A 26307-nucleotide genomic window follows, 5' to 3' on the forward strand; every position below is an offset into this window, starting at 1 on the left:
TAGGTTCGTCTGCCCTTTTCGTTGTGATGAGACCTTCTGATTGGCTACAGTCAGTTCGTTGCTAATGCCCTCGATGCTTCTATTGAGACTTTTTGATACAGTACCTGAATGATTATCCTTTAGTACCCTTTTTCTTCTGATTCTGGTGAGGTAATGCAGGTGGTGCCGGAGGTGTGGCAGGTTTTTCAGTGGCGGCCGGTTTTGCCGGTGCTTTCCCAAATTCTTCTTCTGTTACTGGTTCTCCGCGTCTGTAGTACTCTTTTATCATCTTTCCATCCTCATCATACACTTTCCACATACCATTACGCTGGGAACTACCATCTCTTTTTACTTCTTCAAATTTTTCATCTCCGGTGATCGGATCCACTATTCTGAAATAGTCTACCTCACCATTAATGTCCATTGCAACGAAAGCACCTTCCGCACTGATCTTACCGTTGGGATAAAAGTAACGTGCGTAGCCATTCAGCTGATCGTGTTTGTAGGTCTCTTCTGCGATAATGGATCCGGATAAGGCATATTTCTTCCATATTCCCTCCTTCTTGTTATCGACATACGTACCCTCCCAGCTATAGCCCGGCTCTCCGCGCACTTCAGGCATTTCCTCCTGCCATTCGCCTTGTTTGCGCTGCTGCTCGTCCACCTTGTTGACCCGCATTTTTGGCATCTGGGCAAAAGCCGCCAGTACCATGAATTGCAGCATTAAAAATACACTCAGTTTTCTCATAGGATTAATTTGTACAAAAGTAGGTATAAAAAAAACCGGCACAACAAAGTTGCGCCGGGTATCATTAGTCGTCTTTTTGCTTAAACCTGATTTTCCTATTTCTTCAACTTAATCTCTTCTACCTTCGTATTATCACCTCTGCTTACAGTAACACCCGTGACTGTAGTGTCTTTGTAACCATTGGAAGCATTTACAAACACTTTGTAAGTACCTGCTTTCAACCCTCTCAGTTTATATTCTCCATTCTTCCATGGTAATGCATAGGCCGTGTCCTGATCGTTGTAAACAGTGATCACAGGGAATGCCTGCCATGGGCTGACTTTACCTGAAATACTACCTGTCTGTTTCACCGTGAATACATGGATCACCGGACGCAGTAAGAATTCTCCCCTGCGCGTCTGAATGATGGAACGATCTACGTCAAAGTCCAGCCAGAGGCGGAAATTGTTATCCGAGAATTCTTCCCATTCATCATGACGTACCTGGATCACCAGACGTACCTGTCCGGAAGCTGACTTCAGCGGATAGGTCACACTGTCTTTTACCAGATAATTGTTGTCGCCCAGAGTGATCATGATCTTTTTGATCTTTCCCTTTGGAACAATACCATCGCCCAGAATGGTGTCTGTACCATTACGCAGGGAGAGTACATCGTACACACCTGCGCGGATACCCAGAGAGTCCCATACCTGACAACTGTCTTTGTCGTCACGGCGGTCTTCCCACCACCAGCAGCGGTGATAATCATCGCCCCAGTTGTCGTCATTGTCGCGGGTACTTGTGCAGGTATCTACCAGCACTTTCACACTACGGATGTCCAGAAATACATTGTCGAAAAATCCCGGATCATCTGACAAATAAATGTTTAGTCTTTGTTGCCCTGGACCAGGTGACAAGGACGCGGAATTGTCCTTCTGGCAGGCATGGAAAACGAAAGCCAACAGCAATAATGCGGCTAGTCCCCATCCGGTGGTTCGGAGATAGGTCTTCATAAAAAGAATGGTTTATGGTTAATAATACGCCGCGTCAGAAGAGTACTTCTCTGAGTAAGGCAGTATTTAGATGGCAAAAATAAACAAAAGTTTAACAGAATAGGAAAAACTGTTATATATTCTTAAACATCGGGACTATCAACCATTTATATGATTATTTTATTGCTCTTTTGAAAATAGCCGCGCCCAGCGGGGGTATGCGCAGCTGTAAAGAATGGTTTTTACCATTCAGGGGATGTGCCTGTGCTTCCAGCAGACCGTTATTCACTACTCCACTACCGAAAAACTCTTCACTGTCACTGTTAAGGATCTCACGCCATGTTCCCGCGCCGTCTATACCCAGCTGATAATGCTCATGGGCACCCGGGGTCATATTCAGGACGATCAGCATGTCCTCTTCCGGTTTGTAGCTTTTACGGAGATAGGCCAGTATACTATTGTCATAATCGGATACATTCACCCATTCGAAGCCATAGTACTCGAATTGTTTGATATATAACGCAGGCTCTGAAGTATACAGATGGTTCAGTGCCTTCACGTATCGTTGTAATCCCTGATGAGATACATGTTCCAGCAGGTGCCAGTCCAGTTCTGATTTATAGTTCCATTCAGTTGTCTGCCCGAATTCATCTCCCATGAACAGCAACTTCGTACCCGGGTGGGTAAACATATAGCTGTACATCAGGCGCAGATTCGCCAGTTTCTGCCAGTCATCGCCCGGCATTTTGTACATCATAGGAGACTTCCCGTGTACCACCTCATCATGGCTGAGAGGCAGCATGAAATTCTCTGTAAATGCATAGGCAATACTGAAGGTCAGCTGGTCCTGATGCCATTTACGATGTGCAGGATCCCGTTTGAAATAAGCGAGGGTATCATTCATCCAACCCATCATCCATTTCATTCCGAATCCGAGTCCGCCCATATATACAGGTCTGGATACGCCATAAAAGTTGGTAGATTCCTCTGCGATGGTCTGCACGTCGGGGAATAACTTGTAGATCGTCTCATTCATGAGCTTCAGGAACGAAACCGCTTCAAGGTTCTCTTCACCTCCCAGTTCGTTGGGTTCCCATGCGCCCGCTTCACGGGAGTAATTCAGGTGTATCATGGAGGCTACTGCATCTACACGCAGGCCATCTATATGAAATTTCTCAAGCCAGAATACGGCATTACTCAAAAGGAATGAACGTACCTCGCTACGGGCATAATTGAAAATATAACTGTTCCAGTCAGGATGATAGCCTTTACGCATGTCCGCATACTCGTAAGTATGTGCACCATCGAAGCGGTATAAACCGTGTGCATCATAAGGAAAATGGGATGGTACCCAGTCCAGTATCACACCAATTCCTGCATGATGAAAAGCATCTACAAAAGCCATGAAATCCTGTGGAGAACCATATCTGGAGGTAGGCGCATAATAACCGGTGCCCTGATAGCCCCACGATCCATCAAAAGGATGTTCCATTACCGGCATCAGTTCCACATGCGTGAAACCCATATCTTTTACGTAGGGCACCAGCATGGCGGCAATCTCCGCATATGTGTAGAATACTTCGTGGTTTGATTTATCCGGACGACGCCATGAGCCCAGATGTACTTCATATACACTGAAAGGACTCTCCAGACTATTATGTTTGTGACGCTGTTCCATCCAGCGTTTATCTTTCCATTTATAATCCAGCTGCCAGGTCACAGAAGCCGTCAGCGGACGCTGTTCCCAGTAGTTGGCATAAGGGTCTCCTTTTCGCAGTTCTTCCCCGGAATTGGATCTGATAAAATATTTATAGAGTGTGCCTTTTTTAACCTGTGGGATAAAACCTTCCCATATGCCGGACTTGTCCCATCTTGGGTACAAAGTGTGACTATAATGATCCCATTCGTTGAAATCACCGATCACAGAGACGTAAGCAGCATTCGGTGCCCAGACAGCGAAATAGGTTCCTTTTACGCCTTCATATTCCAATGTATGCGCCCCGAATTTTTCATACAGATGCGCATGGGTTCCTTCCTGAAACAGTTCTACATCCCTTGCGGAAAGCAGGGAAAAGGGTACTACCGGCTGTAACTTCGACTTTTTATTTGCTGTCATAATAGGGTACTGCTAAGAGTAACAATATAGCGTAAATACTAACACCATCAAGTATCAGACCGGAAAGAATCATAATTAAAAGAGAAAGTCCGTAAGAAATAGTTTTACTATCTCCTACGGACGCTCAATTATTATTACTTCAGTCTACCGACTAGTATCTTTTTCTGAAACCACCGGGACGGCTACCACCGGAGCCGGAGCCACCGCTGTTGCTACCTTCCCAGCGTCTGCCACCGCTACCACCTTCACGTGGAGGACGGCCACCGCCACCGGAACGACGTTTATCGCCATCCTGAGACATTTCGATACGCACGCTACGACCGTTGTATTCTGCTTTCTTGAAAGTCTGCTGGAATTTCTCCACAACATCGTTTTCTACTTCGAAGAAGGAGTAAACACCTTTCAGATCGATACGACCGATTTTGTTGCCACGTACACCACTGGTGTCGCACAGATAACGTAACATATCACCACGGGTGAAGTCATCTACTGAACCCAGATTGATGAACAGACGGGTGAATTTACCGTTGCTGCTTCTGCGCTCGCCACCCTCAGCAGATCTTCTTTCTTCTTTCACGTTCAGATCAGGTGCATCCTGATAGTATTCGAGGAACTGATTGAACTCAAGAGAAGCGAAACGTTTGATGATCTCTTCTTTGGTCATGGATGCAAACTCTTCGAATATGCGTTCCAGATATGGTTCGATCTGCTCTTCGTTTACGGTTACGTTATGTACTTTATGAACGAGGCCGAACAGCTGTTTTTCACATACTGCGAAACCATCTGGCACATCAACTTTGGTGAATTTCTTACCGATCACTCTTTCGATCTGACGGATCTTTCCGGTATCACGACCAGTGATGATCGCGATGGAAACACCAGACTTACCGGCACGTGCAGTACGACCGCTACGGTGTGTGTAGTTTTCTACGTCATCAGGCAGTTCGTAGTTAATTACGTGTGTTACGTTATCAACGTCGATACCACGTGCAGCAACATCAGTTGCTACCAGTACCTGTAATGATTTTTCACGGAAGCGTTTCATTACTTTATCACGCTGCTGCTGCGTCAGGTCACCATGCAGAGCATCTGCATTATAACCGTCACGGATAAGTGATTCTGCGATTTCCTGTGATTCTATTTTAGTACGGGTGAAGATGATACCGAAGATTTCAGGATTGAAATCCACGATACGTTTCAGTGCTGCGTATTTTTCACGCGGACGTACTACATAGTATTCGTGTTCGATGTTAGCGTTACCGCTGTTTTTATTACCTACGGTCAGTTCGAAAGGATCTGACATGTACTTCTGCGCAATGCGGCGTACTTCCTGAGGCATGGTAGCTGAGAACAACCAGGTGGTTTTCTCTTCAGGCGTATTGGATAATATATTGTTGATGTCTTCCTGGAAACCCATGTTCAGCATTTCATCTGCTTCGTCCAGTACAACATAGCGTACATTCGCAAAATTAACTGCCTTTCTTTCGATGATATCGAGCAAACGGCCGGGAGTAGCCACTACGATGTGCACTCCTCTTTTCAGATCGCGCAACTGCTGTACGATGCTTGAACCACCATACACAGCCACGATGCTTACATCACCCAGATGTTTACTGAAATTCTTCAGGTCATTGGTGATCTGTAAACATAATTCACGTGTTGGGCACAAAATCAATCCCTGGGGATGACGCTGTTTAATATCAATCTGCTGTAACAGAGGCAGGCCAAATGCTGCCGTCTTTCCTGTACCCGTCTGGGCCAAACCTACAAAGTCCCGGTCTCCACCCAATAACACAGGAATAGCTTTTTCCTGAATTGGCGTAGGTGCAATAAATCCCAGGTCCTGGATTCCTTTTAAGATGGGCTCCTGTAAGCCTAAAGTTTCAAATGTAGTCATTGATTTGCTTTGATCAGGCCCCGTCGGGAGCCTTGGTATACTATTCAGTTTTGTTAAACTGATTACTCTTGAAATAAAATTTAGTGCCGGTCAACAATCACAATGGATCGCACTGTTATTTGTTTACACCAGTTCCCCTTCCAGGTCATAATCATATGCCTTAGTGATCCTGACATTAACAAATTCTCCGGGTTTCAGGCGTTTGCTGGTGTTAATGATTACTTCATTATCTACTTCCACAGAATCGAATTCTGTGCGCGCCAGATAACGGCCTGATTCTTTTTTGTCTACGATTACACGGAATACCTTGCCAACTTTTTCCTGATTTTTCTCGAGAGAAATTTCCTGTTGCGTTTCCATGATATCCTGCGCCCTGCGTTCTTTCTCTTCTGCAGGGATATTATCTTCCAGCTCGTAAGCACTGGTACCTTCCTCGTGACTATACGTAAATACGCCCACCCTGTCCAGACGCATCTTTTCAAGGAAACGTTTGGTCTCTTCCACGTCTTCCAGCGTTTCACCCGGATAACCGGTGATCAGCGTGGTACGCAGACAGATGCCGGGTACTTTTGCACGGATAGCGGTAATCAGATCCTCCATTTCAACGCGTGTGATCTGACGTTTCATGGATTTGAGCATATTATCGGCCGCATGTTGCAACGGCATATCAATATACTTACAAATGTTCGGGAATTCATTCATTACGTCCAGCACTTCCATCGGGAATTTGTGCGGGTAAGCATAATGGAGACGGATCCATTCAAGACCTTTTACCTGTGCCAGCGCTCTTAAGAGTTCGGCCAGTTTGCGCTCTTTGTACAGATCCAGACCATAGTAGGTCAGCTCCTGTGCAATCAGCATGATCTCTTTCACACCTGAATTCACCAGTTTTTCTGCTTCTGCTACCAGTTGCTCGATAGGACGCGATACGTGACCACCGCGCATCAACGGAATAGCGCAGAATGAGCAGGTACGGTTACATCCTTCAGCAATTTTCAGGTAAGCATAATGCGTCGGAGTAGCCAGCAGACGTTCACCGATCAGCTCTGCCTTGTAGTCAGCATCGAACTTTTTCAGGATCAATGGCAACTCCATTGTACCAAACCAGGCATCCACACCGGGAATTTCACTTTCCAGATCTCCGCGATAACGCTCGCTAAGACAACCTGTTACGTATACTTTTTCCAGTCGGCCCCGATTTTTCAACTCGATCTGTTCCAGGATGGTGTTGATAGATTCCTCCTTGGCCTTATCAATAAAGCCACAGGTATTGACAACAACAATATTGTGATCCTTTTTGGCACTTTCATGCACTACATCGATTTCATTGGCCAGTAACTGACCGCTGAGCACTTCAGAATCAACCATATTCTTGGAACAGCCAAGCGTAATAATATTAACCTTATCTTTCTTTAAAGTTTTTGTCTTCAAGCGCGAATATTTTAATCTGGCAAAAGGGCCTGACACCCGGTTGCTTACCGCCACGAAGACATCCAGACACGAATTGAAGAGAACAGCGAGACTTACTGTTATGTGACTATGAGCCTAAGTGGGGGTTATTTAACTAAAGAATTGCAAAGGTAATACTTAATTGTGAATTGTCAATTACCAATTGCGAATTGTATGTTAAAACAATATTTTGATGATGTGAAATATATGAATTCTTCCTATTATCAGCCCTCTCCGGCCTCATCCGGCAGCTGCCAATACCCTTTCTGCTCTTCGTCTGGCAACTTTTCGTTTGTAATGATACCACCATTCCGGCGCCAGCTTAATAAGCAGATTGTTCATGCTCCGGAGCCCGACAATATGGTATAATCCGTTCAGCTTTCCCGCCAGAGTTTCATCCAATGCCCGCAGACTCATCGCAAAACCGCCGTCCATATATTCCATATGGTGCCAGTAACCACCCGGCATAAACAAAGTATCTCCGTGTTCCAGCACCGTGGTATATGCTTCTGCTTTTTCGAGTGCCGGAAAGTGCTCTGTATCGAGGTGTTCATGCCAGTTTACAAAACTGGCCGCACTCTCCACCGTAAAAGGCATCCGGTATATATACGGAGATTGTCTGTTTTCCAGCAATAAGACCCTCTTGCGGCCCAGAAACTGTGTATGGAAGATGTGTGAAAGATCAATATCGTAGTGCATATGCGCTACGGACCCCGCCCCTCCCACAAAGAGCATGGGATACTTTTTAAGAAAACCGGACAAGAGCTGATCCGGCCAGATGAAATCCTGTACTATTTCCGGGGCATGCTGAAAGATGTTAAAAAGGAATATGCGGAGCTGTACAGGTCCTTTTCTGACCATATCAAGGTATTCCCCAAAACTTATGAAGGCATCTGCCCCATTTACCAGGGTTTTGGCCCCTGCACGTTCATTGTTGTATAAGCCTACTGTCTGCTGTCCCACGATGGATTTGAAATAATCCCATGTCCACTTCTGATACGCCGGCCAGCTTTTGCTAAGTCCGGTGATCACTAATGGTTTCCGTGGTTCAAAATACTCTTTACGGAATACTTCAGCTGAAATACTCTCTACGCGATCTATGGAGGTTAAATGCATAAAGAAGAGACATTAATACGTACGTGAAACAATAGATACACACCGGCCTTTTACCGGGTAAGGATATTGTATGTAAAACAGATTTTAACGTCTGCAGCAGCAAACACCGCAATAATAATGCCGCTGCTTTTATCACCTGTGCCCTGATGGCTACTAACAAAAAAAGAGACCCTTAAGGTCTCTTTTCATTATCTGCAAACACTTATGTGTTCATTAGTCTTTTATGCTAAACAACGAGTCTACAAACTCCTCCTTGTTGAATACCTGCAGATCTTCCATCTTTTCACCGATACCGATATACTTCACCGGTATTTTGAACTGGTTGGCTATTGCCAGTACGACACCACCTTTAGCGGTACCATCCAGCTTTGTAATAGCCAGTGCGGTTACTTCAGTTGCTGCTGTAAAATGACGGGCCTGTTCAAGTGCATTCTGTCCGGTAGAACCATCCAGTACCAGCAATACCTCATGTGGTGCATCAGGAATTACTTTTTTCATCACACGTTTGATCTTGCTCAGCTCATCCATCAGATGGGCCTTGTTATGCAGGCGACCTGCGGTGTCGATAATGATAACTTCAGATCCTTTGGCAGCACCGCTTTGTACGGTATCGAAGGCAACAGCTCCCGGATCGGAACCCATCTGTTGTTTTACGATAGGTACCCCTACACGATCACTCCAGATAGTCAGCTGATCAACAGCGGCTGCTCTGAAAGTATCTGCGGCACCCAGTAATACGGACTTACCCGCTTTTTTGAAATTATAGGCCAGTTTACCGATGGTGGTGGTCTTACCTACACCATTCACACCGACAACCATAATTACGTAAGGCTTCTTATCTGCCGGAACATCGAAATCACGGAATCCGCTATCCGGAGCATCTACGAGCAGACCTGCAATTTCTTCCTGCAGGATCTTGTTCAGTTCTGCGGTACCCAGGTATTTATCTTTCGATACGCGCTTTTCTATTCGGTCAATGATCTGTACGGTTGTATCTACACCTACGTCAGCAGATACCAGTGCTTCTTCCAGGCTGTCCAGTACTTCTGTATCAACAGTGGTTTTACCTGCAATGGCGCGGCCGATTTTGGTGAGAAAACTATCTTTCGTCTTCTGTAATCCCTGGTCCAGGCTTTCTTTCTTCTCCCTTGAAAATAGCTTATTGAAAAAACTCATGGTTATTCTTTTGCGACCGACAGTCTGGCGTCAATAGGATATGTATTGACGGTAGTCGATTGTTAAGGCGTTAAGTTACAGAAAATACTCCATAATAGAAGAGTATTGACTATTGGGGCTCAGCGATTAATGATCGTTATATGCAAATTAAGCTATAACTACGATGGCCTTACTTATTACCAACACAAAAAGCTGTCCTGATAACGGACAGCTTTTATAGTATAATTGGTAAAGCCGAATTACTTCTGGTTAATGTGCTCCACAACTTTATCCTTGTGCACGATAGCCTCTTTGAAAGAGTATGCACCGGTTTTAGGAGAACGTACAGCTCTGATTACTTTTGTCCAAACTTTGGACTCAGCTGCTGCCTTCGCGTCTTTTACTTTCGAGTTCTTAGATGCCGCTTTTGCCATAATATTATTAGATTAAAAGTTAAAGTGAATCGTCAAAAGTTACCTGTTAATTGCTAATCGCGACCGAATGCACCAACATGCTACCGATTAACGCTCAACATTAACGATCAATTACTTAATTTCTTTGTGTACAGTTACCTTTCTCAGGATTGGGTTGTACTTCTTCAGCTCCAGACGCTCTGGAGTGTTCTTCTTATTCTTGGTGCTGATATAACGGGAAGTACCTGGCTGACCTGAAGTCTTATGCTCTGTACATTCCAATATCACTTGCACCCTGTTACCTTTTTTTGCCATTTTGTATACAAATTAAAGTTGAATGCCAACAATTAGATATTCTCTCCAGCTGCACGCAAGTCTTTAACTACTGCATACAAACCATTCTTGTTGATGGTTCTTAAACCATCAGCTGATACTTTCAAAGAAATCCAGCGATCTTCTTCCGCCAGGAAAAAACGCTTTTTCTGCAGGTTAGGCAGAAATCTCCTCTTTGTCTTAATATTAGAGAAGGAAACATGGTGACCCGTAATCGGCTTCTTTCCTGTCACCTGACATACTCTTGCCATGATAGAAAAATTTTGGATTGCAAAAGTCGCACTTTATTGTGGATTTTGCAAATAATTGTAATCCGATTTTATTAACACTTACGCAATGTGTAAATCTAAATTAGAATTCACATCGCGTAAATATCTGAATATCAACAGAATCCATCGGTAGAATTTCTGAAGTATAAAGATATCCACATTTTGAAATTCGCACAAAATCAGCGATCTATTTTTACAACAGGGCCAATTTATGCGATCCTTTGCTGCCTTACAGCAGTACTACCAGGCTTCTCAATACAGCACCCAATCTCACCCCTTCCAGCACTCGCTGTTGTGAAGTACCGTGTTTCAGTAACGCATCTTCGTGTGAAGTCACGCACATTTCACAGCCATTCAACGCCGATACCACCAGGCTCACCAGTTCGAAAAACTCTTTACCTAAAACCGGATTCGCCATAATGCTCATACGGATACCTGCTGGTGTAGCAGTGTAGAACTCCTTATTCACGAAGTGACGGAAACGGTAGTACACGTTGTTTGCATTCATCAGGGATGTACAGCTGTAGATTTCAGCAATCTCCTTGTCTGTAGCACCTTCCTGTGTAGCCAGCTTTTCAAAAGCCGCCTGCAGGTCAACGTGTTTCTCATTTGCTGCTACTGACAGACCCAACAGGTAAGCTTCCTTTTTGGTCAGTGTAGAGGCTGATAATGAGTTGGTAACGTTTATCTTAAGATCTTTCAGATAACGGGCATCAGTGTTGGCGAGGGTACGTAAACGATCAGAAAGATGCGCGTCGGTTAACCCTACTGCTTCCAGCAACTGTACAGCCGTATCAGTATTTGAAGTTGCGAACATAATAATTATTTTTCAAATGTCTGTAAAAAATAAAAAGTCCATAGCCGGACGACCCTTTCAGGTACTGACTATGGACCTTAAAAAAGATTAAGCGTTCAGTGTAGCCTGGCCTTTTTCCCAGTTACAAGGACACAGCTCGTCTGTCTGCAGTGCATCCAGTACACGCAGTACCTCTTTCACGCTACGACCTACGTTCAGGTCATACAGAGATACCCAGCGTACGATACCCTGAGGATCAACGATGAATGTAGCACGGTAAGCAACTTTTTCATTTGCTTCCAGGATACCCAGCTCTTCAGCCAGAGACTTGGAAGTATCAGCCAGCATCGGGAACTGCAGGTTACGCAGATCTTCATGGTCTCTTCTCCATGCAGCGTGTACGAATTCAGAATCAGTAGAAGCCCCAATTAAGATTGCATCACGGTCAACGAAATCCTGATAATGTTTGTTGAATTCAGCTATTTCAGTAGGACAAACAAACGTAAAGTCTTTTGGCCACCAGAACATTACTAACCATTTGCCGGAATTCTTCAGCTCTTCGGAAGACAGTTCATAGAACTCTTTACCTTTCTCGATAGATACTACAGCGGTCTTCTTGAACTCAGGAAAGCTTGCTCCTAAAGATAATGTTACATTCTTCATTGTGCGTATATGATTTATTATTTACGTTATATCCTCTTTATATATCCAACTTTCCGGACCTGTATTACATTCACAAGAATTACATATGTCCTTTATGGTTATTCGGGTGCAAAATTGCATGTCTCCTTATTATTAATCAAATAGATTTTGAATACCTGTGCATTGAAATTCTCTATATGAGGCTAAAAATGGCCCTCCTCCTAACTTTAGCACGTTTTTTAATTTTTATTTTGTCTCATTAATACAATCTTAACATAATGTGAAGCCAAACGGAACAATTTGGCACGCTATTTAGTTATATATAGTACCAAAACTTTAACGAATACTATAAAACGACAGGCTATGAAACTAAAAAACGTACTCTTGGTGATTTTTACGATTGGTATTGCACTTATCCCGTTAATTAAAAACGGTCTGGGTAAACATGATGAATTTGATGCTACACAAGACCTGTTCATCTAATGGTTAACGCGCAGATGGTGCCGTATCCTGTAAGAATGACTTTCCTCACGGAGAGCTGGCGCCGTTATGCTGGTCAGTATTCTTCCTCTGCCAATTTACTAATGTCTCATTAGTAGCTATCAGCGGGGAACTACCCGCATAGCGAACGTATATAGGCGCTCCTTTTATCAAAGGATGAACGCATTCCAATGAAGGAATTACTAATTATGGTTAATTGGTAGTTCCTTTTCGCATTTTAAGCCGGTTTATGCCATTTCATAATCCCACTGGTATATCTGCGAAATATCGCCGTTTAACAGTGTCAATCGACGAAAACCAGCCTGAAACAAAAAGGCTTCCGCCATGCGAAAGCCTTTTTTATAATATGAAGATCGTTTTACTCCACAATTAGTTGCAAATGATGTTGTTAAACATCCACAGCCTCACGTTACATTATTAATCAAATCCTTGAAGCTATTAATTCCCAACATCTTAACTGTTTTGAAACCTTCTGCATAAGGTACCCCGATCATTTTGCCGAACGTGGCATCTCTTGCTATCACCCCATCAAAGAAGGCTGATGAAGAAATATAGGTCTTAGGCTCACTATCAGCTGCTGCTGCCAGAAATTGGGTCTTATATGCCCTTATCGCCTCTTTCTTACGCTCTATTACCGTAGAAACATCTATCACGAAATCTGGTTCCTCAAAACGGTCCTGCAGGAAATGGAATACCTGTTTCGGTCTCCATGCTGCCTGCGGCTCACCATTATCAAACGTTTCAATACGTCTCAGACCTGCCAGAAAACAGCTGTCTGCTATCAGACGGGCCGCTCTTCCATGATCCGGGTGGCGATCTTCAAACGCATTGGCCAGTACAATATCCGGCTGGTATTTACGAATCGCAGCAATCAGCTTCATCTGCTCTTCCGTGTCATTCCGGAAAAAACCGTCTGCCAGTCCCAGATTATCTCTTACTGATAATCCCATCACTACTGCAGCATCTGCCGCCTCCGCCGCCCTCGTTTCAGGCGTGCCACGGGTGCCCAGTTCTCCTCTTGTCAGGTCCAGTACGCCAACCTTCATCCCTTGCGCAGCATGTACCATCAGGGTACCTGCACAGGCCAGCTCCACGTCATCGGGATGTGCAGCAATAGCCAGTATGTCTAATTTCATCGAAAATGTCCTTTCTTTTGGTGGAGTGCAAAGATAACGCTTAGTTAGTCTTGCTGGTGATCAGTATTCCATACTTCTTCCCTGCATGATCACCGGGCACATCTGCCAATTTTGCAGCAGGTATGACTTTTACACTGTCAATGTTCTTTCTTTCCAATGCAGCCAGCATTTGTGCCTCATTACTCTCAATCGGCGCTCCATCCAGCAAATATAAAAATGCGCTGTCGCTTCCCTCCTTCTTCAGTTGCTGCTGATAATCAGCTGACATCTCCCCAAACATACGGGTATATCGCTTCCGCGCAAATGGTACCGTCTCAATAAAGATCACACCATCCTCGCCCCTCGGACCATACTTTTCCTTCAGTTTTGAGCCTTTCACAATATCAATCAAAGCGATCTTCGTAGGATCCAAACCTTCCATTACATTTTTACTTTCCACACTATCAATGAAGATCAGGGCATTCTGCGGAACACCGGGTATCGAACTCAGGTCTTGTGACATAGCGGCAGTCCCGCTCAGCAGCAGGCATACCATGATAAAAATTCTTACATGCATCTGTGAATTTACGGCAGATTTGCCAGAACAGGGGTCAGCTTAGGTAGAAGGGATTGTTAAAATGAGAAAAGGTCATTCAGAATGATAAAGGCAGCTTAGTAGTTATAGGCACGGGAACCACGGTACATTTCTATTTCCTGTACGATAGCTTCGATATCCTTGTCCTCCTGCGTGTCATAGTCGCTTTTCAGGTTACCGCCAAAGAAAAATGCCACCGTTTGCCACATACGGGCAGAGAAACCTCCTTTTAGCTCCTTAATGATCTCATAACAGTTCTGTCCGGTTTCCCGGTTGATCAGCTTCATCAGCACTTTACCCTGATATACAGACAAATTTTCCAGCTTGTCACCAAACTGATCCTTCATCTTCTTCTCAATTTCCGCGAGATATTTTTTCCGGTCTTTCTTGTCGTGCAGCGTAGCGAGGTGAGCGTTTACATCTTTTAAGATCCTCGCGGCAGACTTTGCATAAGGATAGGTGACATACACCGCATTGCGTAAACGCGTCCATGCCTCCCGTTGCTTACGGAACTTTTTAGGCAGCTTATCAACCACCTCAAAGATGTGTAAAGTGATGGAAGGAATTGTGTCTGAACCAACTATGATAGCTCCCACTGCAATACTGTCTGCTCCATGACGCGACTGGGCATAACCCCTATTGCGACCGGCAAGGCATAAGATGCTGGCAAACAGGATGATAAAAGCGGTGAGACGACGCATAAACTCCTAATATGATCTTAAAATTATACTAAAGATATGCTAAAAAAACGATTGCTGGTGAGGGCCTGAAAAACAATAACAAGGCGTTTAAATAAGGGCCCGGTCAGGAAGATTTTTCATAGATAAGCCGTAGATATCCCATAGATAACCCGTAGATAACCCGTATATATAATAAAGGCTTATATACGGGTTATCTACGGGACATCTACGGGATATCTATAAATTACCTTGCTGACTGAAACGAATTCAGGGTATAGTCCTGATATAGGTTTACACAAGTTTTTAATCCTGTAATTGGTTTACTGCCCTCTTTTTTATGGGTATAGTATTGAAATAGGTTTACTCTTAATCCTGAGAAAGGTTTACAACAGCTTTTTAATCCTGCGATTGGTTTACTGCTTTTAATACCGTAAATCTTACAATTAAGGTATTAATGCAGTATTAGCTTTACAAACGGGCGATTGTTTCAGCGAGCGCTTTACAAGTAGTAAGCTGCCATATTCAATATCTGATATAAACGCAAAGCAGCTATCTGAGCCGGACAATTAACAGCTCAGTTGGCATAAAAGAGTAAATGGAAAATTGACTAAAACAGAAACAATGGAGATAATGGATCCGGGCTATAGTAATAGCGAGATGGAACGAATAAAAAACACTGTAAAAGCAGATTTTATTTAAAATATGGCTTTAGATATCGCTTGTATTTCAATGATAATCAGTTAAATATATTTTTATGAATTTGTCTGAATCATAAGTGATTCCTGTATCAGAAAGATGCTTTATTTGCCGTCCGGCATGTCAAACAATGCAAAAAATGGCTCAATTTCCGGGTTACTTAAAGTAGAATTTCAAGTTGTTTAAGCATAAAAATTGTCGCCTTATAGTGATCATTTATGCAATTATCCTGCCCTTTTTAATGGCTACTTCTACCGGAAATAGTCTCCTGTCCTAATTGAAAAAATACTGTGGAGTAATCGCATCTTAAGTACTGATAATCAAACCTATGATGCTATCAACTTCAATATTTAACCTCACCTGATACGGTGTATTAGCGTTCAATCACCTGAAAACCTTGATTGTAGTGTCAAAATTGACCCTGTCAATTAATTTATTTAACTGAAAAACAGGCACTTATGAAGTATACTTCAAAAAAGAAATGTAAGCCTTATAGTATCAAATACCCGCTATCACGCTAACTCTCATATTTAAATGACCCGGTCAATAAACCTTATGCTACTGAAAAACAATTACTTATAAAGACTACCTCAAAAAAGAAATGTAGGCCTCCTAAAAACAAAAAAGCCTGCTATGGCCTTTAGCAATAGCAGACATTCTTCCCTGGTCTTTAATTCAATATTGGATAGCGTATGATTTCAACCTGGTCAATTAGGAAATGTATGGTAGAAGTGGCTGAAATGTTATGTAGCAATATAACGCTTTCTCCATCAACTTTCTATTTTACGGGTATCAGACCCAGCTTTTTTTCTGCGAATGAATCGATCGCCCTCTCAACTGCCGGGACGTCTTTCGATGTCAGATAACAACCGATCACATGTGCGTCAGCATCCGGGATGGCAACTGCCTCTTTCATGTCAACAGCGGTACCCAGCGCCTTATGCATAGCAAGAATAGCTGACACTTTAATAGTCGGATCCTGATGCTCCTCATCACGGAAATAATAGACGTTCAGCACTGGTTGTTTAATACTATGAAATACACCCGGCTCCATGGTAGTTTCCAACAAACTTTCCAATTCAACCACTGCCTCTAAGCGGTACTTGTTGTACCAATACTTACCAAGCTCTGGTTTTTCGGGTGGCGACTGTCGGTAGTCTCCATGACAAACCAGACGAGCCAGTTGCAGGCCCCACGGATTATTTGCCAGAAAAGCCATATCGTCATTGATCGCAACATTGGGCGACATATTAATGATGGCGTAAATGTCATTGGGAAAAGTGGCTGCGAGTTTTAGCCCGAGCGTACCGCCCGTAGAACAAGTCACCAGAATCACCTTTTCTCCCAGCGCCTTACCGATACTCAGTGCCTCTTTGGCATCCTTCCAAAGGCCCGTAGCCGTCATTGTCAATAGCGGTTCTGATGTATCCAGTCCGTGCGCATCCAATCTGGAAAGGTAAAGGTTGCAACCATATCGTTTTGCAAAATCACGGTGTACAGGATTCCCTTCCTCCTGACTGGCAGAAAAGCCATGCAGGTACACGACGCTGAAAGGCGTCTTGCGATGCAGGGAATCATACCAGATGATCCGGGCTTCATTATCAGGCTTTATTTTGTGAAAACTTTCCTTTGTGGCAACGTATTGATCCAATGCGGACGCTTGCTGAGGAACGGTCGGTAATAAAGGATCATACCGTGGGGTAACGGGTCGTGGACCAAGGTAATATAAAATTACAAGGATTGTTATTACAATCAGGGATATTCGCAGCCAGCTGCTTTTCATGGGAAGTGTATTGTTTTATTCCCGGAGACCGGACAAGCTGGCGCCTGTCTCCGGAAATAAAAGCGTTATGACTGAATCGATTTTGACTTGTTCGCCTTCACTCTTTGCACAATACTCATTATAAACCCAAAAACCATCACCAGAATACCTAACCACAACACATTAATGTATGGGAATATAAATGCTTTCATCACAATATAATCCTTAAATGTATCTGATTCCTTTACTTGTATCTGTATCTTTTTTTCTTTTGGCAGCACTTTGCTGAATTTCACATACAGCGACAGCGGAGCAACCGTATCCGGTACAATCACTTCGTAACTGCTGTCACGCAGACTATACACCGGCATCAGGTTGTACTGCTCGTTATTCTTCGTCACCACTCTCAATTGTGCACCTACTGCCAGATCATTTGGCTGTGGTGTGTAATTGCGGTTCTGTGGCTGCGGCTGAATACCTTCCAATATAATATAACCATTTGCAAAGAACACAGAATCACCCGGTGCAATGTCATGGTTGTTATATTGCGCCGTATCGCTGCCTGCATCCTTGATAGGTACTGCGGTAATATAAGTAAAGATATCTTTTGTCAGATAGTGTTTTGAATCCGGGTTAGGCGTCAGCTGCTGCTGTCCTTTGTTACTCAGGAACGCATCCGGATGCAGGGTAAATTTCTCAACGATATTACCGTTAGACGGGTCGCGACGCTCGTAACGTACCAGATAATAGGTCTTCGCATCACCTTCTGCCAGAGAGTCACCGGCATAAGTTACATGATAATCCCCCATCTGTACCGGGAAGTTCTTTGGCAGCATCAGGTTTTCTCTTGGATTTTCCTTGCTTTCCTTTCCGAAGAATCCGCCATCCAGCATTTTCATCCTGTCGATGGAGATCACCTCTTTTCTGGAAGAAGAGATCAGAATACCCAACAGCACCATCCCAAAACCAACGTGTGCAACGGAACCGCCTGCTACGCGTAATTTACCTTTCTGGCCAATTATAATGAACATTGCGTTTGCCACGATTGCATACACACTGGTAAACAGCATCATATAAATAGCTGACAGGAAACCTGCACCATAAGCGTCATAATTGATGTCTCCAAATACACCGATCAGACCGGTGATCACCAGACTGATCACAGTAGGAATACCGATCTTTTTAACGAAATGACCTTTAGGCGTGTCTTTATATTTCAGGTATTGTACAATCGCTGTCAGTACGCCTAACACAATTGCCACAAAAATCTGGATCTTATTATAATGGAATACGCTATCAGATGGAGGCGCGATGTCCTGTTCCAGCCCAAAGAGTTTTTTGATACCCAGTCCGTTGATGATCTTATTCCATACAGGGATGGAAGTTGTGAAAGTGATCTGGATAGCAGCGATCATCAGGATCAGTGCACCGATAAACAGCCAGAATTCACGGGAGTAGCTACTTGGATCTTTTTTCGCATCAGGAATTTCCTTACGTCTCACGATCAGCAAGGCAAATGCAGGTACAACGAATACTGCCATATAGACCAGCAGCTGGCCACTCATACCGAGGTCGGTAAATGAGTGTACAGAGGTATCACCTAACACACCGCTACGGGTCAGGAAGGTAGAATAGAGAATGAGTACGAAAGTGATAAAGAAGAAAAAGAAGGTCGGTTTCAGCGCATGACCAGAAAACTTAAAGGCCAGCAGGGTATGTATACCTGCCACCAGTGTCAACCATGGTACCAGCGATGCATTTTCTACCGGATCCCATGCCCAGTAACCACCGAAAGTCAGTGATTCGTATGCCCAGGCAGCTCCCATCATAATACCTGTACCCAGGATCATTGCAGAGAACAGGGACCATGGCAGTGCAGGCTTGATCCATTCTTTATATTCACGGGTCCAGAGACCGGCGAAAGCATATGCAAAAGGAATAATGGTAGAAGCAAATCCGAGGAACAGTACTGGCGGGTGGATCACCATCCAGTAGTTCTGCAGGGACAGGTTCAGTCCGTTACCATCCTTGATGAAGTCGAGATAATTGGCATTGGCTACCCATGGCAATCCCTGATTTTCTTCTGCCAGACGGAGCAGCAGGAATGGATTGCTACCTACGCGGTAATCTAATATATAGATACCGATCAGCATACTACCGAGGAAGATCTGCGCAAAAGACAGGGTCGCCATTACCGGCGCTTCCCATTTCTTTGCAAAACGGATCAGGAGAAGCCCTAATACACTGTGCCAGATGGACCATAACAGGAAACTACCTTCCTGATCAGCCCAGAAGCTGGAGAGCAGGTAACTTACCGGCAGGTCACGGGAAGAGTTCCTCCATACATATTTGTATTCGAAGTAGTGATTGTATAGTGCGTAGTACAGGCTGCCGAAAGTAGTGAAAACAGCGAGTGCCTGTATAATGAAGGCCCAGCGGGCCAGTTTTTTCCAGGAGTCCTTTAACAAATCGTCTTTGGACTGCACCGCCATAAAGTAGCTGATACTTGCTAATATAGCAGCGATAAATGCTAAAACTGCTGCAAAATGCCCTATCTGTCCGGGCAACAGATGTTCCCCTATGTATTTTGTATCCAAGACCTGATATTATTAAAAGACCGCAGACGGTCGTCTGCGGACGAAGATTGAATAATAGTTATATGTGGAAGATGGCCTTTAATAATTATGCTTTTCCAATCGCCACCTGATCGTTCTTATATTTTGAAGGACACTTCATCAGTATCTTGCTGCATTTGAACTCTCCATTAGACATTTTTCCGGTCAGTACCACACTCTCTGCCTTTTCGAAGTCAGTTGGCTTGGTACCATAGAAAACAACAGGCTGGATCTCTCCTGTTTTATCAACTACATAAAAACGAAGCAGATTGGCATCTTTTACCGGATCATATTCCAGTGTCTTTGTTGTATCGAGCTTACCGATCACCTGAAATTCCTTTCCTTCTTTCTGCCGGGCTGTCGCAAATGTCTCATAAGTACTGAAATCGCCTGCTACCGTTACAATTACGCCAATAGCTACAGCAATGAGTACCAGCAGGACAATATTAGATTTCTTCATATCGCAAATAATTCAGATTCTTCCTTAATGCATCCTTAATCAAAAGTGAAAAGCCGTACACTATATTTTTCTTCGATATACAGTCTTTGTCATTAGCAAAATTACGCCAAAATGAACTTCGAGTGTCTTTTTTTACATAAAAGAACACATGATCTTTATCATATAAATTATGAAAAATGGATGCAGCCCCAACTGTGGTGAGGCTCTTATGGTCAAAGCATCATAAATTACTATCTTTGCGCCGGAAAAATCGTTTTGTATGAACGGTTTTTTCCCGGGACCGCCTGTAGGTGGCCTCTTTTTATCAAATTACATTATCATGGCGGATTTATCTCAATTTGATCCCAATTCGGTAAGCCTGTTGTCCAACAACATCTTTGGCCTGCCTACAACTGAAGAGGATGCAAAACTGGTACTATTACCTGTACCCTGGGAAGTGACGGTTTCTTATACGCACGGTACGGCCAGAGGTCCTGAACAGATCTTTAAAGCCTCTCTACAGGTGGACCTGTATGATACAGATGTAAAAGACGGATGGAAAAATGGGTTTTTCATGCGTGAAATCGACAAACAGCTGCTGCTGCGTAGCGATTATCTCCGCAAAGAAGCTGAACTCTACCTTAAATTCCTGACGGAAGGTGGAGATGTCTGTGATAATGAATTTCTTAAAAAGACGCTGGTTGATGTCAATACCGGTACGGTGGCCATGAATGACTGGGTTTACCGTCAGACAAAAGACCTGCTGAACAGTGGCAAACTGGTCGCCCTTGTAGGTGGAGATCATAGCACCCCACTGGGTTTCTTCAAAGCCATCGGTGAGAAAAAAGGCGATTTCGGTATTCTTCAGATAGATGCACACTGCGACCTCCGTAATGGTTACGAAGGATTCCAGTACTCCCACGCTTCTATCATGTATAATGCACTCAAGGAAGTTCCTCAGCTGACCAGACTGGTACAGATTGGTATCCGCGATTACTGCGAAGAAGAAATAGACTACATCAATAATAGTAATGGAAAAGTGGTGACCTTCTTCGATAAGGACATCAAAACCCGTCAATACGAAGGCGATACGTGGAAGATGATCTGTGACGATATCGTTGCGACACTCCCGCAACAGGTATATATCAGTTTTGATATTGACGGACTGGATCCGAAGCTTTGTCCGCGGACAGGTACTCCTGTACCAGGCGGCTTCGAGACAGAACAGTTATATTACCTCTTCCGTAAGATCATCAGCAGCGGCCGTAAATTAATCGGCTTTGACCTGAATGAGGTAAGCACCTCTCATGATGAATGGGATGCGAATGTAGGTGCGAGGGTACTGTTTAAATTATGTAACCTGCTGATCCTGTCGAATCAGTAAGAATCAGGAATTACGAATTAAGAATCTGGCTGCGGGGACGAGGGTGTATATATAATATATAGCCTCTTTTAAAAGGCGGCCTGATGGGATTTATATAAAAAAGACTGTTGATGAGCGACAATATGACTAAATACAAGATCAGGATTCTCCAACCGAATGCTGAAACACGTCTTCGCATGCAACCTGTTATGCATGGACTGGCCGGCATTCTCTTTCTAATGAATGGAATAGGTGCATACAACAGTCCGTCTCCCAACTGGGTGATGGCTGTCTTTTTTATCCTGCTGGGTATTGGAAGTCTGGCGTTTCCGTTTTTTATGAAACGCTTCCGTAATATACAGTCTGCCAACAGTCTGGCTCGTCTGATTCAGGCATTTGTGAGTCTGACCGGTTGTCTGTTCTTTCTGAGTCATATGCAGCCGCTCATTGGTATCCTGCTGTTCCTGACAGGTGTTGCTTCTGCATACATCGGATGGGCTGAATATAAGCTGTTTCAGCCTTGCTACATCAGGATTGACATGATGGGACTGAGCCTGCCGGGTACCTTTTCGGACAAGGTGATTGGCTGGAACCAACTGAATAACGTAATTTTGCGGAATGACCTGCTCACGATAGACTTCAAAAACAATAAAGTATTACAACTCGAAGTGCTTGACGAAACGGGTGCAACGACCGCGGAAGAAATGAACGCTTTTTTTAAAAGCAGGCTCTGATGACGCACCGGACAATATTACAAATTCAACAAGAAACTATCTGAACATTTGAAACAGTCTCCATACATCCTTTACTCTGATGGTAAAGGGAACATTTTCGAAGACACTTCCATGCTGACTACCGGCCGTAGTGGCTGGGACGCGTGGCCGATCGATCCTGAAGAATGGATAGAATTACCGGAAGGTGGTTCTCTTTACGAACTGCCCGGACGCCGTGGTATCGGTCTGGATGCAAAAACCGGTGAAATGGGTATCTGCGATAAAGGATGGGCCGTTGCTGCCTTTATTCCGCCTGCACATACCGGTTATTATCTGGCTGCATACGAAACGATGCCGGATGCACCTACCCTTCCACTTTTCTGCTATACAGCAGTAGGTTGGCTGGATGGTAAGTTTTATGTACCTGCTACCCGTATCGAACAGGACATCCGTCAGGAATGTGCCGGTTTTGATGATAAAAAGGTAAAACAGGGTGTAGAGCAATTACTGAATGCTTATCCGCACAACCGTCTGGTACAACATCTGGCTGATAACTGTGCGCTGACATACCACTGCCCTGCTGCCCGTAACTATTTCATGGGGCGCTGGGAGTGTCCTATTCCTTCTTCTCCTGCGTGTAACGCCAACTGTATAGGTTGTATTTCTTTCCAGCCGGAAGAAGAAACTATTGTATCTACACAGGATCGTCTGCGTTTCAAACCAACTGCAGAAGAGATCGTGGAATATACCGTGCCGCATCTGGAAACAGCGCCATTCCCGATCGTAAGCTACGGACAGGGTTGTGAAGGCGAACCACTGCTGATGTGGGAGACCATCCGCGAATCCATTATTGAGATCCGTAAGCACACACCGAAAGGAAGCATTAATATCAATACTAACGGTAGTAAACCAGATGCAGTTCGTGAACTGTGTAAAGCAGGTCTGAACAGCATCCGTGTAAGTACCAACTCTGTACAGGAGAAATTCTATACGCCATACTACCGTCCGAATAACTACAAATTTGAGGACATCATTGAGAGTCTGAAAGTAGTACGTGAATTTGGTGGATGGACGTCTATTAACTACTTCACTTTCCCCGGTATGACTGACAGTGTGGACGAATATGAAGCGCTGCGTAAAGTGATCAGGGAAACGGATCTGCAGATGATCCAATGGCGCAACTTCAATATCGATCCTGACTGGTATCTGGGTCGTCTGGGTATTACTGAAGTAGGTGACTGTCTTGGTATCAAACAATTGCAGGAGCTGATTCAGGAAGAATTCCCTCACCTGAAATATGGTTATTTCAATCCACCGATTGAAAGGATCAAAGGTGATTATGAGAAAGACTTCGCACACTATTAGTCAATGAAGAATTGAGTGCTTAGTGTCTTAAGATGATTTTAAATTGTTTTTGAGATAAATGAGAAAGGCGTCTGCTGGTAGCGGACGCCTTTCTTTTTATAATGTGTCAGATCAGACAATACTAGCTCTTTGCCAGTATCTCTACTTCTTTATTACCGGCTGTTTTTTTATATAGTATATAGAATCCGATGCCCGTCAGCGTACATAGTGCCGTTGTACAGTACCACCACGAAGAGAAGCCATAATGCCCCACCATAAAGGATCCCAGTGTAGGTGCGAGGATACTTGAGATAGAGAATGACATGGTGTAAAGACCGGCGTATTGTCCGCGGTTATGGTCACTGCTTCTTGTTACAAAGAAGGAGTTCATAAAAGGAATGCTCAGCATCTCTCCTGCTGTGAACAGTAGTATAAATACAACACCTGCAGCTGCCACCGGCGGCAGTAAATTAAAGCTCAGATAGCCCACACCTGCCAGTATCACACCACGGGTGATGAACTGCAGACTATGCATTTTCCCTTCCAGTTTATATACCAACACCATTTCGAAGAAAGCGACCAACAGGCCGTTCAGTCCCATCAGCATACCGATCTGCGCTTCCTGCATATTGGCCACTGATTTAAGATAGAGTGGCACCATGGTAGATAGTTGGAGAAAGCCGGTTGTAAATACCACGATCAGCAGTATGAAAGCCAGATAGACCCCGTCTTTATAAACACTATCTGAGTTATTGGTTTTGACGCAGTCCACCTGTTTGGGTGGTTTAGGGGCTACTTTTACTGGCGGAAGCAGTATCCGCATGATAATGATTGCGATGATACAACTTAAACCATCTACCCAGAACAGGAGATGATAACTATAACCCGCCAGTATACCACCCAGTGCCGGTCCGACGGACCAGCCGAGGTTTGACGCCAGTCTGTTAAGTGAATAAGACCGCGTACGATTCACTGCGGTACTATAGTAAGCTGTGGCGGCAACGTTTGCAGGTCTGAAGGCATCGCCCACGCAACTCAATACAAAGATGCAGACACAAAACTGTGGCAGGGTGCGCATTTGTCCGAGTACGAGGAAGATAAGTCCCTGCAGCAGCAGGCTCCAGAACTGTACGGGGTAAAAGCCTATCCTGTCGGAAAGCCGTCCGCCGATAAAAGATCCGCAGATAGCGCCTGTCCCGAAACAGGCCATTACAATACCAGCTTGTTCGATGGAAAAATGCAGTTCATGCGTCAGATATACCGTCATAAAAGGTATTACCATTGCGCCACTGCGATTGATTAACAAAACTACAGCCAACAGCCAGGTGGAGGGTGATAGGCCGGCATACGCCTTTTTGTACAAAGAAAAAATTGGTGACATCCTGAAGCTCTAAAGATGGTACAAAATTAGGTGAATAAAGTTGATGCCGGCAATAATAATTGCACATGAAAAACAGTTAAATATTTATCCGGTCCTGTTTCCGGACCGGATAGCCGGAAAGATTGGGATTCAGCGGATTATCCGGACAGGCAAAAACGCGCCTGATCAGAAAAACAGGACGGACAGGACAGGCTGTATACACTTTAAAAATTATCCTTACTTTTGGGTATGCCGAAAAAAGAAGACAATACAGACAAGAATTTAAAAGCAGCCGGCGCCACCATTGCCGTACACGCATTAGTGTTAGTTGTGCTGTTACTGGCAGGGTTCTCCGCGCCACCGCCCTTACCGGATCAGGATCTTGGTATGGAAGTGAATCTCGGTACTTCAGATGAGGGTATGGGAGATGAACAACCATTGAACCCAAATCCACCGAGCAGTGGTGAAGCGAGTGCTTCTACGCCTCAGAACGAACCTGTGCCTTCGGCTGACAATGCTACTCAGGAAGACATTGCCACACAGGATGATGAAGAGGCTCCGGAGATCACCAAACCGGAAAAACCGGTAGAGAAACCAAGGGAAACTAAAAACCTTGAACCAAAACCGACCAAAACACCTCCTAAAAAGAATTCAGATAATCCGCCGGCGCCGGTACCTCCTGCTCCGAAACCTAAAGCGGTATACGCAGGTGGCAGTTCCAGCAGCAGCAACAGCGGTAATAATGCCCAGAGCAGCAACAACTCCAGCGGCGAAGGTAATACGGGTAAACCGGGCGACCGTGGCCAGATCAATGGTAATCCTGACGGCGGTGGTTATACCGGTGGCGGTCTTGGCGGTGGACGTTCAGACTTCCGTCTCAATGGCCGTACATTGCTCAGTAAACCATCCCTGACCTACGATGGAGACGAATCAGGTTATATTGCGGTTAACATTAAAGTAGACAGACAGGGTAACGTGATCGCAACCTCGCATTCCCTGAAGGGTTCTACGCTGAATAACCCACGTCTGATCGAAATTGCAAAAAGAGCCGCCTCTCAGCTGAAATATAACGTAAACGACGACGCACCAGAAGTACAGTTCGCACTTATTAGATTTTATTTTAAAGTACAATAAGATATTTAAATATATTTGCATGGGAAGAGATCGCTGATCTTTTCCCATTTTCTTTTGTAGTGCCCGCCAATAAACGGCTAGATTTTTGCGTTATTGGGGGGAAACC

Annotated in this window: 23 protein-coding genes; 4 read left to right on the forward strand and 19 right to left on the reverse strand. The window is 44.3% G+C overall.

The window, feature by feature from the left end:
- Positions 1-112: 112 nt before the first annotated feature.
- From FEF09_RS19360 to FEF09_RS19445, 18 genes are all read right to left on the reverse strand, one after another.
- Positions 113-727: a toxin-antitoxin system YwqK family antitoxin gene (locus FEF09_RS19360; protein ID WP_146306649.1), complete on the reverse strand. Its 615-nt coding sequence runs from the start codon at positions 725-727 to the stop codon at positions 113-115.
- Positions 728-822: 95 nt separating this feature from the next.
- Complete coding sequence (locus FEF09_RS19365) at positions 823-1719, reverse strand: DUF4382 domain-containing protein (RefSeq protein ID WP_146306650.1); 897 nt, start codon at positions 1717-1719, stop codon at positions 823-825.
- Between the two features lie 154 nt (positions 1720-1873).
- Positions 1874-3814 (reverse strand): 1,4-alpha-glucan branching protein GlgB, encoded by a 1941-nt coding sequence (gene glgB / locus FEF09_RS19370; RefSeq protein ID WP_146306651.1) that lies wholly within the window; start codon positions 3812-3814, stop codon positions 1874-1876.
- A 151-nt stretch (positions 3815-3965) separates the two neighbouring features.
- Entirely contained in the window at positions 3966-5711 is a 1746-nt protein-coding gene (locus FEF09_RS19375) for a DEAD/DEAH box helicase (RefSeq protein WP_146306652.1), read from the reverse strand.
- Positions 5712-5834: 123 nt separating this feature from the next.
- A complete protein-coding gene (gene rimO, locus FEF09_RS19380; RefSeq protein ID WP_146306653.1) occupies positions 5835-7142 on the reverse strand; it encodes a 30S ribosomal protein S12 methylthiotransferase RimO in 1308 nt (435 codons plus the stop codon).
- Positions 7143-7400: 258 nt separating this feature from the next.
- Entirely contained in the window at positions 7401-8276 is an 876-nt protein-coding gene (locus tag FEF09_RS19385; RefSeq protein WP_146306654.1) for a cupin-like domain-containing protein, read from the reverse strand.
- Positions 8277-8489: 213 nt separating this feature from the next.
- Positions 8490-9452 carry a signal recognition particle-docking protein FtsY gene (ftsY, locus tag FEF09_RS19390; protein WP_146306655.1) on the reverse strand — a complete coding sequence of 321 codons (963 nt, stop codon included), beginning with the start codon at positions 9450-9452 and terminating at the stop codon, positions 8490-8492.
- Between the two features lie 239 nt (positions 9453-9691).
- Complete coding sequence (locus FEF09_RS19395) at positions 9692-9865, reverse strand: DUF4295 family protein (protein WP_089814156.1); 174 nt, start codon at positions 9863-9865, stop codon at positions 9692-9694.
- 111 nt (positions 9866-9976) lie between these two features.
- Positions 9977-10159, reverse strand: coding sequence for a 50S ribosomal protein L33 (rpmG, locus tag FEF09_RS19400; RefSeq protein WP_012790733.1), 183 nt, complete (start codon positions 10157-10159; stop codon positions 9977-9979).
- A gap of 32 nt (positions 10160-10191) precedes the next feature.
- Positions 10192-10428 (reverse strand): 50S ribosomal protein L28, encoded by a 237-nt coding sequence (gene rpmB / locus FEF09_RS19405; protein ID WP_012790732.1) that lies wholly within the window; start codon positions 10426-10428, stop codon positions 10192-10194.
- A 247-nt stretch (positions 10429-10675) separates the two neighbouring features.
- Positions 10676-11263, reverse strand: a complete 588-nt coding sequence (locus FEF09_RS19410) for a carboxymuconolactone decarboxylase family protein (protein WP_146306656.1) — start codon at positions 11261-11263, stop codon at positions 10676-10678.
- Between the two features lie 87 nt (positions 11264-11350).
- Positions 11351-11905 (reverse strand): peroxiredoxin, encoded by a 555-nt coding sequence (locus FEF09_RS19415; RefSeq protein ID WP_012790730.1) that lies wholly within the window; start codon positions 11903-11905, stop codon positions 11351-11353.
- 884 nt (positions 11906-12789) lie between these two features.
- A complete protein-coding gene (bshB1, locus tag FEF09_RS19420) occupies positions 12790-13521 on the reverse strand; it encodes a bacillithiol biosynthesis deacetylase BshB1 (protein ID WP_146306657.1) in 732 nt (243 codons plus the stop codon).
- A gap of 40 nt (positions 13522-13561) precedes the next feature.
- Positions 13562-14077: a hypothetical protein gene (locus tag FEF09_RS19425; protein ID WP_146306658.1), complete on the reverse strand. Its 516-nt coding sequence runs from the start codon at positions 14075-14077 to the stop codon at positions 13562-13564.
- A gap of 95 nt (positions 14078-14172) precedes the next feature.
- A complete protein-coding gene (locus FEF09_RS19430; RefSeq protein WP_146306659.1) occupies positions 14173-14796 on the reverse strand; it encodes a DUF4294 domain-containing protein in 624 nt (207 codons plus the stop codon).
- A 1453-nt stretch (positions 14797-16249) separates the two neighbouring features.
- Positions 16250-17254: an alpha/beta hydrolase gene (locus FEF09_RS19435; RefSeq protein WP_146306660.1), complete on the reverse strand. Its 1005-nt coding sequence runs from the start codon at positions 17252-17254 to the stop codon at positions 16250-16252.
- Positions 17255-17319: 65 nt separating this feature from the next.
- Positions 17320-19830, reverse strand: a complete 2511-nt coding sequence (gene ccsA, locus FEF09_RS19440; RefSeq protein ID WP_146306661.1) for a cytochrome c biogenesis protein CcsA — start codon at positions 19828-19830, stop codon at positions 17320-17322.
- Between the two features lie 85 nt (positions 19831-19915).
- Positions 19916-20308: a cytochrome c maturation protein CcmE gene (locus tag FEF09_RS19445; RefSeq protein ID WP_012790722.1), complete on the reverse strand. Its 393-nt coding sequence runs from the start codon at positions 20306-20308 to the stop codon at positions 19916-19918.
- 319 nt (positions 20309-20627) lie between these two features.
- Here FEF09_RS19445 and FEF09_RS19450 point away from each other — a divergent pair, with 319 nt between their 5' ends.
- The 3 genes from FEF09_RS19450 (at position 20628) to FEF09_RS19460 (ending at position 23728) form a co-directional block, all read left to right on the forward strand.
- On the forward strand, positions 20628-21671 hold the full coding sequence (locus FEF09_RS19450) for an agmatinase family protein (RefSeq protein ID WP_146306662.1): 1044 nt from the start codon (positions 20628-20630) through the stop codon (positions 21669-21671).
- A gap of 110 nt (positions 21672-21781) precedes the next feature.
- Positions 21782-22384, forward strand: a complete 603-nt coding sequence (locus FEF09_RS19455) for a hypothetical protein (RefSeq protein WP_146306663.1) — start codon at positions 21782-21784, stop codon at positions 22382-22384.
- A 48-nt stretch (positions 22385-22432) separates the two neighbouring features.
- Positions 22433-23728, forward strand: coding sequence for a radical SAM protein (locus FEF09_RS19460; RefSeq protein WP_146306664.1), 1296 nt, complete (start codon positions 22433-22435; stop codon positions 23726-23728).
- A 121-nt stretch (positions 23729-23849) separates the two neighbouring features.
- On the opposite strand, the gene FEF09_RS19465 is transcribed toward FEF09_RS19460, so the two are convergent.
- Positions 23850-25088 carry an MFS transporter gene (locus FEF09_RS19465; protein ID WP_146306665.1) on the reverse strand — a complete coding sequence of 413 codons (1239 nt, stop codon included), beginning with the start codon at positions 25086-25088 and terminating at the stop codon, positions 23850-23852.
- Positions 25089-25316: 228 nt separating this feature from the next.
- On the opposite strand from FEF09_RS19465, the gene FEF09_RS19470 reads away from it, so the two are divergent.
- Complete coding sequence (locus FEF09_RS19470; protein ID WP_146306666.1) at positions 25317-26201, forward strand: hypothetical protein; 885 nt, start codon at positions 25317-25319, stop codon at positions 26199-26201.
- Positions 26202-26307 lie beyond the last annotated feature (106 nt).

It is taken from the genome of Chitinophaga pinensis, from assembly GCF_007896845.1.
GTDB lineage: Bacteria > Bacteroidota > Bacteroidia > Chitinophagales > Chitinophagaceae > Chitinophaga > Chitinophaga pinensis_C.